The organism is Oscillibacter sp. (assembly GCF_031978065.1).
Classification (GTDB): Bacteria; Bacillota; Clostridia; order Oscillospirales; family Oscillospiraceae; genus Oscillibacter.
In genome coordinates this window covers 1-11,933 of record NZ_DALZCH010000098.1, presented here as the reverse complement: position 1 = coordinate 11,933, position 11,933 = coordinate 1, and the positions used below count along the sequence as shown (strand labels likewise).

Annotated in this window: 9 protein-coding genes and 1 pseudogene; 2 read left to right on the top strand and 8 right to left on the bottom strand. The window is 60.0% G+C overall.

What is annotated here, in order from left to right; all coding sequences use genetic code 11:
• The 8 genes from pyrB to trkA form a co-directional block, all read right to left on the bottom strand.
• On the bottom strand, positions 1 to 896 hold an 896-nt coding region (gene pyrB, locus RTK01_RS13075; protein ID WP_312281403.1), incomplete at its 3' end, for an aspartate carbamoyltransferase.
• Between the two features lie 34 nt (positions 897 to 930).
• Positions 931 to 1,569: an orotate phosphoribosyltransferase gene (gene pyrE / locus RTK01_RS13070; RefSeq protein ID WP_397352872.1), complete on the bottom strand. Its 639-nt coding sequence runs from the start codon at positions 1,567 to 1,569 to the stop codon at positions 931 to 933.
• 52 nt (positions 1,570 to 1,621) lie between these two features.
• Complete coding sequence (gene pyrF / locus RTK01_RS13065; protein ID WP_312281402.1) at positions 1,622 to 2,326, bottom strand: orotidine-5'-phosphate decarboxylase; 705 nt, start codon at positions 2,324 to 2,326, stop codon at positions 1,622 to 1,624.
• The gene (locus RTK01_RS13060; protein ID WP_312281401.1) at positions 2,319 to 3,236 is read right to left on the bottom strand and encodes a dihydroorotate dehydrogenase; all 918 of its coding nucleotides are present in this window, start codon (positions 3,234 to 3,236) and stop codon (positions 2,319 to 2,321) included. The genes pyrF and RTK01_RS13060 overlap by 8 nt, the downstream gene beginning before the upstream one ends.
• Positions 3,230 to 3,967, bottom strand: a complete 738-nt coding sequence (locus RTK01_RS13055; RefSeq protein ID WP_312281400.1) for a dihydroorotate dehydrogenase electron transfer subunit — start codon at positions 3,965 to 3,967, stop codon at positions 3,230 to 3,232. Before RTK01_RS13055 ends, RTK01_RS13060 begins: the two co-directional genes overlap by 7 nt.
• Positions 3,964 to 5,247 (bottom strand): dihydroorotase, encoded by a 1,284-nt coding sequence (locus tag RTK01_RS13050; protein ID WP_312281399.1) that lies wholly within the window; start codon positions 5,245 to 5,247, stop codon positions 3,964 to 3,966. The genes RTK01_RS13055 and RTK01_RS13050 overlap by 4 nt, the downstream gene beginning before the upstream one ends.
• 171 nt (positions 5,248 to 5,418) lie before the next feature.
• On the bottom strand, positions 5,419 to 6,873 hold the full coding sequence (locus tag RTK01_RS13045; RefSeq protein ID WP_312281398.1) for a TrkH family potassium uptake protein: 1,455 nt from the start codon (positions 6,871 to 6,873) through the stop codon (positions 5,419 to 5,421).
• Between the two features lie 16 nt (positions 6,874 to 6,889).
• Positions 6,890 to 8,248 carry a Trk system potassium transporter TrkA gene (gene trkA / locus RTK01_RS13040; RefSeq protein ID WP_312281397.1) on the bottom strand — a complete coding sequence of 453 codons (1,359 nt, stop codon included), beginning with the start codon at positions 8,246 to 8,248 and terminating at the stop codon, positions 6,890 to 6,892.
• 191 nt (positions 8,249 to 8,439) lie between these two features.
• Here trkA and RTK01_RS13035 point away from each other — a divergent pair, with 191 nt between their 5' ends.
• Positions 8,440 to 11,112, top strand: a complete 2,673-nt coding sequence (locus RTK01_RS13035; protein WP_312281396.1) for a TetM/TetW/TetO/TetS family tetracycline resistance ribosomal protection protein — start codon at positions 8,440 to 8,442, stop codon at positions 11,110 to 11,112.
• A 258-nt stretch (positions 11,113 to 11,370) separates the two neighbouring features.
• Positions 11,371 to 11,933, top strand: a pseudogene (gene recO / locus RTK01_RS13030) (DNA repair protein RecO); the annotation flags it as partial.

Below are 11,933 nucleotides of genomic sequence, written 5' to 3'. Positions count from 1 at the left end.
ATCAGGGCCATACGGATAAATTTTCCGTTTCTCACCTGCCCGAAATAGCAGGCCCGGGGGTCGTCGTCCACTGCCACGGCAATTTCATTCACCCGGGGCAGAGGATGGAGGATACACAAATCCTTCTTCGCGGGAACCAGCTTCTCCGGGTCCAGAACATAAGTGTCTTTCAGGCGGATATAGTCCGCCTCGTTGAAAAACCGCTCCTTTTGCACCCGGGTCATGTACAGGATGTCAAGGCTCGGGATGGCGTCCTCCAGCGAGTCCGTCTCCCGATAGGAAAGGCCCTGCTTTTCCAGCACGTTTTCCTTCAGGTAGCCCGGAAGCTTCAACTCCTCCGGAGAGATAAACACAAACTGGATGCCGCTTTGCCGGGCAAGCGCGTTCACAAGAGAATGCACCGTGCGCCCAAACTTCAGGTCGCCGCAGAAGCCGATGGTAAAATCGTTCAGCCGTCCCTTTTCGCGGTGGATGGTCAGAAGGTCCGTCAGGGTTTGGGTGGGGTGGTTGTGGCCGCCGTCTCCGGCGTTGATAATGGGAACTTCCGCACGCTGGGCGGCGGCAAAGGGCGCGCCCTCCTTGGGATGACGCATGGCGATGATGTCGGCATAGCAGCTCACGGTGCGGACGGTGTCCGTCACCGTTTCGCCCTTGGCGGTGGAAGAGGACGACGCTTCGGAAAAGCCCAGCACGCTGCCGCCAAGGGCCAGCATGGCGGATTCAAAGCTCAGCCGCGTGCGGGTGGAGGGCTCAAAGAACAGCGTGGCAAGCTGTTTGTGGGCGCAGAGGTCCTGGTATTTTGTGGGATGGTCAATCATGTCCTCCGCCGTGGCGATCAGGCCGTCAATTTCGGCGGGGGTCAGGTCGGTGATGTCGATAAGGTTTCGGTTTGACATGGAGATGCTCCTTTCCTGTGTACCGCAAAGGGGATTAGACTGTCATCCAGCTCTCGTCGCCGGGGTTTGCGCGGAACTGCTTCAGGCGGCGGATGTCCTCGGGCTTGATTTTTCCCTCCTGCGCCGCCACCTCGCATACCGCGTCGAAATTGCTCAGGCTGAAATTTGCCACGTCGGCAGATGCCAGCCGGTCAAGGCCCTTTTGTAGGCCATAGGTGAAGATGGAGGCGATGCCCAGCACCTGTGCCCCGGCTTCCCGCAGAACGTCTACCACCTCAATGCAGCTTCCGCCGGTGGAGATCAGGTCCTCCACCACCACGACCTTCGCGCCTTTTTCCAGCTTGCCCTCAATCTGGTTTCCCCGTCCGTGGTCCTTGTGGCCAGAGCGGACATAGCCCATGGGCAGACCCAGCAGATGGCCCACAATGGCGGCGTGGGCAATGCCTGCGGTGGAGGTGCCCATCAGCACCTCGACCTCGGGAAACCGCTCCCGAATCAATGAGACGAGCCCCTCCTCCACATGGGTGCGCACCGCCGGGGCGGTGAGGGTCAGGCGGTTGTCGCAGTAAATGGGGCTGCGGATGCCGCTGGCCCATGAAAACGGCTCGTCCGGCCGCAGAAACACCGCGCCGATGGATAAAAGATCGTGGGCAATCTCGTGTTCCATATTCATATTCTTCAGTCTCCTTATGATTTAATGGGTAAATGCTTGCGAAAAAACGTGCTTATTCTCCCAGAAACTCCCACACCGCGCGGCGGTAAGCCGCCACCGGGTCTTCCGCCTGCGTGATGGGACGGCCCATCACCAGATAGTCGCAGCCGCTCTTTCCCGCTCGCTCGGGAGTCATGACGCGCTTCTGGTCCCCCGCGTCCCCGTCCGCAAAGCGGACGCCGGGTGTGACGGTGAGAAAGCTGCCGCCGCAGGCGGACTTTACGCCCGCCGCTTCCAGCGGGGAACACAACACGCCGTCAAGGACGGACGCGGCGGCGTTTTTGGCGTAGAAGCGCTCGGTTTCTTCCATGGGACGTTCAATCAGCAGCTCGTCTTTCCGCGTCCCGGGGTCTGTGGAGGTAAGCTGAGTCACGGCAATCAGCAAAGGCCGGGTTCCGTCCGGGCGGGTAAGCCCCTCCAGCGCGGCGCGCATCATTTCCGACGCGCCGGCGGCGTGGAGGTTCACCATGTCCACGTCCAGACGGCTGAGGACCCCCATGGCCCGCTTCACCGTGTTGGGAATGTCGTGGAGCTTCAAGTCCAGAAAGATTTTGTGGCCCCGGTCTTTGATTTCGCGGACCATGTCCGGCCCTTCGGCGTAAAACAGCTCCATGCCGATCTTTACATAGGGCTTCTCCCCAGCGGGAAAACGGTCCAGAAACGCCAGAGCCTCCGCGCCGGAGGGGAAGTCCAGAGCGATAATAATGTCCTTATGCATGATGTGCGCCTCCTGTCAGTTGTGAGATTTCCGTCACGCCCAGCCGCTCGCACACGGCGGGCAGTTTTTCAATAATCGTCTTGCAGACGGCGGGATTTTTCAGGTTTGCCGCGCCAATTTCCACAGCGGAAGCCCCCGCCAGCAGCATTTCGCACACGTCTTCGACGGAGCTTATCCCGCCGCAGCCGATGATGGGCAGGTTTGTGGCCTCGTACACGTCCCACACCATCCGCAGCGCCACCGGAAACACGGCGGGGCCGGATAGGCCCCCGGTGCGGTTTGCAAGCAGGGGGCGCTTTGTGTGCAGGTCGATGCGCATGCCAAGCAGGGTGTTGATGAGACACAGGCCGTCCGCCCCCGCATCAGCGCAGGCTCGGGCAATTTGGGCAATGTCCGTCACGTTGGGGGAGAGCTTGATGAATACCGGCTTGTCCGTTGCGGATTTCACCGCCGCCGTCACTTCTGCGGCGGCAACGGGGTCGGAGCCAAAATTCTTGCCCCCCGCATGGACGTTGGGGCAGGAGACATTAACCTCAATGATGGCAACCTGCGGACAGGCGTTTAATTTCCGGCAGTTCTCCGCGTATTCCTCCACGGTTTCGCCGCCGATGTTGGCGATGACCGGGCCTTGAAAGATTTTTGAGATGTGGGGAAGCTCCGACCCAAGCACTGCGTCAATGCCGGGATTTTGCAAACCCACGGCGTTGAGCATTCCGCTTGCCGTCTCCGCAATGCGGGGCTGAGGGTTGCCAAATCGGGGATTGGCAGTGGTGCCTTTAAAGGAAAAGCTGCCCAGAATATTCAGATCGTAAACCTCGGCAAATTCCCGTCCGTAGCCAAAGGTGCCGGAGGCGGGGATGACGGGGTTTTTCAGCGCCACATCCCCCAGCTTTACGCGTAAATCTACCATACCAGCTCCTCCTTTCGGAACACAGGCCCTTCTTTGCAGACCCGGCGGGGGCCATTCGCTGTTTCGATGGTGCAGCCCATGCAGGCGCCAAACCCACAGGCCATCCGGGCTTCAAAGCTATACTGTCCGTCCGTCAGCCCCGGCAGGGACCAGACGGCTTTCAGCATCGGCGTGGGGCCGCAGACAAAGGCGGTGGTGCACTCTGTTGCCGTGCGGGTCAGGTCGGTGACAAAGCCCTTTGTGCCAAGGCTTCCGTCTTCCGTGGAGATAAAAAGGCGGCAGCCGAGGCCCGCAAATTCCTTGAGGTAAAACGCGTCCTTCCCGGTGCGAAAACCCAGTGCCACCGTGGGGCTGATTCCCCGTTCCAGCAGTCGTCCGGCAAGGCCGAACAGTGGGGCTGCGCCCACGCCGCCGCCAATCAGGATTGGATTTTTCGGACAGTTCTCAAGGTCAAATCCGTTGCCAAGGCCGGAAAGAACGTCCAGCTCCGTGCCGGGGACGGAGCGCACCAGCTCCCGGGTCCCGTCGCCCACCACACGGATCAGCAGCAAAAGCGCGCCCTTGTCCCAGTTGGCCACCGAGATGGGGCGGCGCAGGGATTTTCCCGGCAGGGCAATGTTTACAAACTGTCCCGGTGCGGTGATGTCCGAGGTGTCCCCGGAGAGGACCATTTCATAGGTCTCGTCCGTGAGTTGGCGGGTGTGCTCCACGGTAAAGAGAGATTGTTTCATACGTCCTCCCGTTGAAAATCAGTGTAGACCAGTTCTCCGTCACAGATGGTGGCCGCCACGGCGGCGGAAACCAGCCACCCGTCGAAGGGGGTGGCCCGGCCCAGAGTGCGGAATGTGTTGCTGTCGATGCGGTGAGGGCGGTTCAGGTCCAGCACCGTCAGGTCGGCAGGTGCGCCAGGAGAGATTTCCCCGCCGCTCAAGCCGAAAATCCGCCGGGGGCGGAGGCACAGCCGATCCACCAGCAGTTCAAGAGAAACAAGCCCCGTGCGGACAAGCTGAGTGTACAACACCGGGAACGCCGTTTCCAGCCCCACGATGCCAAAGGCGCTGCGGCGCAGGCCTTTTGACTTTTCTTCAGCGGAGTGGGGGGCGTGGTCGGTTGCGATGCAGTCGATGGTTCCGTCCAAAAGACCCTCCAAAAGCGCGTCCCGGTCCCGGGCGGCGCGCAGGGGTGGATTCATTTTGAACCGGCCCTCGTCCTGCAACTCGTCCTCGCACAGCACCAGATAGTGAGGTCCCGTCTCGCAGGTGACGGGCAGGCCTTCGGACTTTGCCTGACGGATAAGGTCCACGCTTTCTTTGGTAGAGATATGGCAGACATGATATTGGCACCCGGTTTCCCGGACCAGCCCGATGTCCCGCTCCACCTGCCGCCACTCGCTCTCCGACGAGATGCCGGGCAATCCGTGGGCCTTTGCAAAGGCCCCGTCGTGGATGCAGCCGCCGGGGATCAGCAATCCGTCCACCTCACAGTGGGCCACAATGGGCCGGTTCAGCGCTTTTGCCTTTTTCATGGCGGTGCGCATCAGCTCGTCGGACTGTACACCCCGCCCATCATCGGAAAAGCCAATGACGTGGGAGGCCATGCCCTCCATATCGGAGAGGAACACTCCCTGCTCCCCGGCGGTGACGGCTCCGTAGGGATAGACATGCACCTTCGCGTCCCGGGCGATGATATCAAGTTCCGGCTGAAGCGTTTCCAAGCTGTCCGGCACCGGTTTCAGGTTTGGCATGGGGCACACCGCGGTGTAGCCCCCGGCAGCGGCCGCCGCCGTACCGGAAGAAATCGTCTCTTTATAAGAAAAACCAGGCTCCCGAAGATGTACATGCACATCGACGAAACCTGGAACAATAAAAAGACCATCCAATTTAATAACCGACTGATTATCACGGGGAAGAGAACGGGAAACGGAAACAATACGGCCGTTCTCCACGGCGACGTCCGCCGTATGAAAAGCGCCGTTTGAAAATACGCTGCCGCCAGTCAGCAGAAAGCCCATGGTATACCTCCTCGGATCACATATTCTAACCATGCATTCTATCGGAATCTGGGAAGCTTGTCAATGGCGGATATCAAAAAACAAACGCCGGAATAGGAAAACGCTTTGTATCTTTTCCCCATTCCGGTGGCAAAGCGGGGGGCGCGTTGCGTCCCCCGCTCCAATTTAAATTTATCGCAGCAGGCTGGGCCTGTGCCCCTGCCAGAGGGACGGGCCCAGCAGCAGCATGGGAAACAACTCCAGCCGTCCCGCCAACATATCAAAGCACAAAATCAGCTTGGATATGGGGGAAAATTCCGAGAAACTCCCCATGGGGCCAACGTCGCCAAGGCCGGGACCAATGTTGTTGATGCACGAGACGACGGCGGTAAAGGTAGTGACAAGGTCAAACCCGTCCAGCCCGATCAGCAGAGTGGACGTGCCCATCAGCAGCATATAAACCACCAGAAAGACGTGAGTGCCCCGCAAAACCTTGCCGCTGACTGCTCGATCCTCAACCCGGACGGTGGCCACGGCGTTGGGATGCATCATCTGACGCATGTCGCTGAGAGCTGTCTTAAAGAAAATCACCAGACGGGCAATTTTGATGCCGCCGCCCGTAGACCCTGCGCAGGCCCCCGCAAACATCAAAAGAACCAGCACCACCTTGGAGTAGGTGGGCCAGAGGTTGAAGTCTGTGGTGGCGTAGCCCGTGGTGGTGATGACGGAGGACACCTGAAAGAAGGCGTAGCGCAGCGCCGTTGCAAAAGAGGAGAACAGGTGAGAAATATTCCATGCAATGGTGAGGGTAGAAACCGCCACAATGGCAAGATAGGTTCGCAGTTCCTCGGAGCGCAGGGCCTCCCGCGCCCTACCCATAATCAGGAAGTAATAGAGATTAAAATTCACGCCGAACAGCAGCATGAAAATGCCGATGACCATATCGAAATAGGGGCTGTTATACGCGCCGATGCTGAGGATTTTGGAACTGAAGCCGCCGGTTCCAGCGGTTCCAAAGGCGTTGATACACGCGTCAAACGCCGACATCCCGCCCATCAGCAGCAGAACAATCTCCACCACCGTCATCAAAAGATAGATACCGTAAAGGATTTTTGCGGTGTCTCCCAGACGGCTTACCAGCTTTCCCACAACGGGGCCGGGAACCTCCGCCCGCAGGATGTGCATTTCATGCCCGTCGGTGGTGGGAAGAATGGCCATGACGAAGACCAGCACGCCCATGCCGCCCACCCAGTGGGTAAAGCTGCGCCAGAACAGCATGCCCTGACTCAAAAGCTCTACATTTTTTAAAATGCTAGCGCCGGTGGTAGTGAAGCCGGAGACGGTTTCAAAAAAGCTGTCTATAAAAGAGGGCATGGAGTGGGAAAGATAAAAGGGCAGCGCACCGAACAGAGACATCAGAATCCACGCCATCGCCACAATCGCCAAACCGTCTCTTGCATAAAGCGCTTTGGACCGGGTAGGGATAAGACTCAGCGGAATGCCGCAGAGGACCAGAGCCGCCATGGGGATTAAAAAAGGCTTCGCTGCCTCCCCGTACGCCATCGCAACCAGCAAGGGCAGCGCCAAAAGCGCCGCCTCCACCAGCAGAATCTTGCCGAGGATGTTACAAATCATTCTTCTATTCAATGGATTGCCGTCCTTCTCAGCGCAAAATGTCGCGGATGTCGTGCAGGGTGCTTGTGGCCACCACAATCACGTCGTCCCCGGCGTTAATGGCGTCGGAGCCGGAGGGAATGACGATTTTTCCGCTTTGCCGCACAATGCCCGCCAGCAGAACGCCGGGGCGGAGCTTCAATTCCCGCAGAGGTACGCCGATGAGGGGGGAATCGGGATGAATGCCGAATTCCAGCGCCTCCACCTTGCCGCCAATCAGGCGGTGCAGCGTTTTAATCTGCGCGCCGGAGGCGTTTTGCATCGCCAAAACATATTGCAAAATCAGCTCCGTGGTGACGGAGCCGGTGGACACCACGCTGCCGATCAGCCCCGCGCCCGCCACCAGATCCACCAGCGGCTGACGGTTGATTTTCGTAATGACCTTGCAATTCGGATTCTGCCGGGCCACGCTGAGGGACATCAGGATGTTGGCCTCGTCCATGCCGGTGATAGACACAAAGCCGTCCGTCTGATCCAGCCCCTCCTCCCGCAGCAGCTCGCTGTCCGCGCCGTCGCCGGTAATGACCAGCGCGCGGGGCAGCAGCTCGCTCATGTGGGTGGAGCGCTCCGTGTCCTGCTCAATAATTTTAACGGTCATCCCCATATCCAGAAGCTGCGCGCCCAGATAATAGCACAGCTTGCTGGCCCCCACGATCATCACGGAAGACGCCTTACTTTTAAACACCCCCAGATGCCGGAAAAACTGCTCCAGCTCGTGGGCGGAGGCGGTGATGTAAATGGTGTCCCCCACCTGAAGGACAAAGTCGCCGGAGGGAATAATCGTCTCCTCGTTGCGGGCCACCGCGCAGATCAAAACTTTTGCCTTCAGGCTTTTCTGCAAGCTGCTCAGGCGCATGCCGTCCAGCGTGCTGCCGTGGTCCAGACGGTATTCCACCAGCTCCAGACGCCCCTTGGAAAAGGACTCCACCTTCATGGCGTTGGGATAGCGTAGGACGCGGGCAATCTCCCGGGCGGTGGCTCGCTCGGGGTTGATGGCCATGGACAGACCCAAAGTGCTTCGCATATAGCGAAGCTGCTCTCCGTATTCCGGGTGGCGGATGCGGGCGATGGTGTATTCTACGCCCAGATACTTTGCCACCAGACAAATCAGAATGTTCAGCTCGTCGCTGGGGGCGGTGGCGATGAGCAGCTCGGCCCGCCCCGCGTCCGCCTCCTTCAGCACTTCGGCGCTGGCGCCGTTGCCGCACACGCCCATCACGTCGTAGACGTTGACAGTGTGCTCCACAAGCCGGGGATTCAGGTCGATCACGGTAACGCTGTGTTCCCGGGAAAGACTCTGCGCCAGCGCCAGCCCGACTTTTCCGGCGCCCACGATGATGATTTTCATAGCTTACGAACCTCAAATTTCACAGTTGTTGTTATACGGCACGCGCCGTTAAGAAATCTTCACGCGATTCCATCACTGCCATTATAGTGAATATTTCCGTAAAAGCAAATGTTATTTTTGACCTAAAGGCCCAAGACTGCTATACTGAGAGAAATTTAACGAAATGCAAGCGGAGAAGAGCGGAGTAAACGATGAAAAAGCTGGTAGTCGGGATATTGGCCCACGTGGACGCGGGGAAGACCACTCTGACGGAGGGACTTCTCTACGCGGGCGGCGCGCTGAGGCGTTTGGGCCGTGTGGACCATGGAGATGCGTTTTTGGATACCTTCGCGCTGGAGCGGGAGCGAGGCGTCACCATTTTTTCAAAGCAGGCGGTGCTGAACCGTGGAGAGCGGGAACTGACACTGCTGGATACCCCCGGCCACGCGGACTTTTCCGCAGAGACGGAGCGGACACTCCAAGTGATGGACTGCGCGGTGCTGGTCATCAGCGGGGCGGACGGGGTACAGGGACACACGCTGACCCTTTGGCGGCTGCTGCGGCGATACGGCGTGCCCACCTTCCTGTTCGTGAATAAAATGGACCAGCCGGGAACAGACCGCGCCGCGCTTCTCGCGGAGCTGAAGGGACGGCTGGACGGCTGTTGCGTGGATTTCTCCCGGCCTTCTTCAGAGCGGGAGGAGGAAACCGCCCTGTGCGGCGAGGCCGCCATGGAGGAATATCTGGCCTCCGGCACGCTGCGGGATGAAACCGTTGCGGAATTGGTTGGCGAGGAAAAGCTGTTCCCCTGCCTGTTTGGCGCGGCGTTGCGGCTGGACGGAGTGGAAGAACTGCTGGATTGCATGACGCGGTTTGCCCCGGTACCGGTATACGGCGAGGAGTTTGGTGCGAAGGTCTATAAAATTTCCCGCGATGCGCAAGGCGCGCGGCTGACCCATTTAAAGGTCACAGGCGGAACTCTGCGAGTGAAGGACCTGCTCTCCGGCAGTCGGGACGGGGAGGACTGGCAGGAAAAAGCGGACCAGCTTCGGATTTATTCCGGCGCGAAATTCCGTCCTGCCGACGCTGCCGAGGCGGGGACAGTCTGCGCCGTGGCGGGCCTGAGCCATACCTTTTCCGGCCAGGGCCTGGGCGTGGAGTCCGCTTCCGCCCCGCCGCTGCTGGAGCCTGCTTTAACCTGTCAGGTGCTTTTGCCGGATGACTGCGATGTTCACACCGCATTGGGCCAACTCCGTCGGCTGGAGGATGAGGACCCTCAACTTCGGGTTGTCTGGCAGGAGCGCACCGGGCGGATCAACGTGCAGTTGATGGGCCTTTTCCAGCAGGAGATTTTGCAGCGGCTTTTAAAAGACCGGTTTGATCTGGACGTGACCTTCGGCCCCGGAGCCATTGTTTACCGGGAGACAATTGCCGCCCCCGTGGTGGGGATCGGGCATTTCGAGCCTTTGCGGCATTACGCAGAGGTTCACCTTTTGCTGGAGCCGCTGGAACGGGGCGCGGGGCTGCGGTTTGCCACCGTCTGCCCCGAGGACATGCTGGCGTTTCCTTGGCAGCGGCTGGCGCTGAGTCAGCTTGCATGGAAAAAGCACCCCGGCGTGCTTATTGGCGCGCCCGTTACGGACATGAAAATTACGCTGCTTGCGGGCCGTGCCCACGAAAAGCACACCGAGGGGGGCGACTTTCGTCAGGCGGCGTGGCGGGCCGTGCGTCAGGGGCTGATGGGCGCCAAAAGTGTTCTGCTGGAGCCATGGTACGAATTTTCTCTTTCGGTTCCTCAGGCCCAGACAGGCCGCGCCATGGCGGATTTGCAGCGGATGGGCGGGGAGCTTGTCCCGCCGGAGACGCAGGGTGAGCACGCGCTGTTCACCGGCGCGGCCCCGGTGTCCGCCCTGCGGGATTACGGAGCGGAGGTGGCCGCCTATACCAAGGGGCAGGGACGGCTGTCCTGCGCCCCCGGCGGTTATCGGCCCTGCCCAAAGCAGGAACAGATTGTGGAGGAGACGGGCTACGACCCAGAGCGGGATTTGGATAATCCGGCGGACTCTATTTTTTGCGAAGGGGGCGCGGGCCATGTGGTAAAATGGCGGAACGTTCCCGCCCGCGCCCATGTGGACAGCGGCTTTTCCCCGGACGGAACGCCCGTGAAGAAAAGCGATTCGGGCCCCTCATCCGCCCGCTCCGCCGCCTACGCGGGGACAATGGAGCAGGATAAGGAGCTGCGGGCCATTTTCGAGCGGACCTACGGCCCGGTGAAGCGCAGGACTTTTCAAAAGCCCCTGCCCGCCGCCGACGCGGCTCCGGCGTATCGCGCTTCGCCCCCGCCTGCCGGACCGGAATACCTGCTGGTGGACGGGTACAACGTCATTTTCGCATGGGACGAGCTAAAAGTTGCCGCCGGGCAAAATCTGGATGCGGCGCGGCGGATGCTGTGCGATTTGATGAGCGATTATCAGGGGTTTCGCAAGTGCCGGGTCATCGTGGTGTTTGACGCTTATAAGGTCAAGGGCGGCTTGGAAACCGTGGAAAAGTACCACAACATTCATCTGGTCTATACCAAGGAGGCGGAGACGGCGGACGCCTATATCGAAAGGACTACCTATCAGCTTGGACGGGAGCACCGGGTGCGGGTCGTCTCCTCCGACGCCGCCGAGCAGATCATCATTCTGGGCCACGGAGCGCTGAGGGTTTCCGCCGCCGCTTTCCGGGAGGAAATGGTGCAGACCCGAGGGGAAATCAACGCGGTCCTGCAAAAAAACAATCTCGCCGGAAAAGTCCGCCCTATGCGGGAAGCATTGACAAAAGCGCTGGAGCGGCGGGAGCAGGCCGGGGAGGAGTCCGGAGACAATTTTCCCGGCGGCCGGTGAAGACAGACAAATCGCGGTTTGCGACGAAGTCCGCCCCTTGCGGAGCGGCCGTAGCCTTGCTATAATAAGGAATGCACCCGGGTGTTTACCGGGACTTGGGGCATAGTTTCGACAAAATCGGACACACTGGCTATGAGGTGATGAATTGTGACGGCTAATACCTGCTGGACGCTGTTTTGGACCACCGGCGCGCCGGAATACTATGCCATGTACCGGGAATTTTTGGAGACAAACGCCCCGGAATGAGGAGGGGAACCTGTGAGCGACCTTGTGACCCGGGGCGCGGTGCTGCGGGAGACAGAGACGAAGGAATCGGACAAAATCCTCACCGTGCTTACCCCCGACCACGGGAAAATTTCCGTGATTGCCAAGGGAGCACGGCGGAAAAGCAGTCGCTATGCCGCCGCCTGTCAGACCCTTGCATACAGCGAACTGACGCTGAATCGCCGGGGGGACTGGTATTATTTAAACGAGGGAACCACTCTGGCGCTGTTTGACGGGCTGCGGGCGGATTTTGAAGCGCTGGCGCTGGGGTTTTACTTTGCAGAGCTGACCGAGGCCGTCTCCTCTCCCGAGATTCCCGCGCCGGAGCTTTTAAGACACCTACTGAACGGGCTGTACGCGCTGGATACCCTGTAAAAGCCCCGGGCGCTTGCCAAGCCCGCGTTTGAGTGGCGGCTGATGTGCCTTGCGGGGTATGAACCGCTGGCGGACGGCTGCGCCGTGTGCGGTGAAGAGGACCCGGCGGACGCGCGGCTGGACCCGGTGCAGGGCGTTTTGCGCTGCGCCGCCTGCGGCGGTCCGGGCGGCGGGGAAACGCT

Excerpts from the sequence above, each read along its gene's own strand:
- pyrE (WP_397352872.1), bottom strand. The coding sequence starts at position 1,569 with ATGAATATGGAACACGAGATTGCCCACGATCTTTTATCCATCGGCGCG.
- pyrF (WP_312281402.1), bottom strand. The coding sequence starts at position 2,326 with ATGCATAAGGACATTATTATCGCTCTGGACTTCCCCTCCGGCGCGGAG.
- RTK01_RS13060 (WP_312281401.1), bottom strand. The coding sequence starts at position 3,236 with ATGGTAGATTTACGCGTAAAGCTGGGGGATGTGGCGCTGAAAAACCCC.
- RTK01_RS13055 (WP_312281400.1), bottom strand. The coding sequence starts at position 3,967 with ATGAAACAATCTCTCTTTACCGTGGAGCACACCCGCCAACTCACGGAC.
- RTK01_RS13050 (WP_312281399.1), bottom strand. The coding sequence starts at position 5,247 with ATGGGCTTTCTGCTGACTGGCGGCAGCGTATTTTCAAACGGCGCTTTT.
- trkA (WP_312281397.1), bottom strand. The coding sequence starts at position 8,248 with ATGAAAATCATCATCGTGGGCGCCGGAAAAGTCGGGCTGGCGCTGGCG.
- RTK01_RS13035 (WP_312281396.1), top strand. The coding sequence starts at position 8,440 with ATGAAAAAGCTGGTAGTCGGGATATTGGCCCACGTGGACGCGGGGAAG.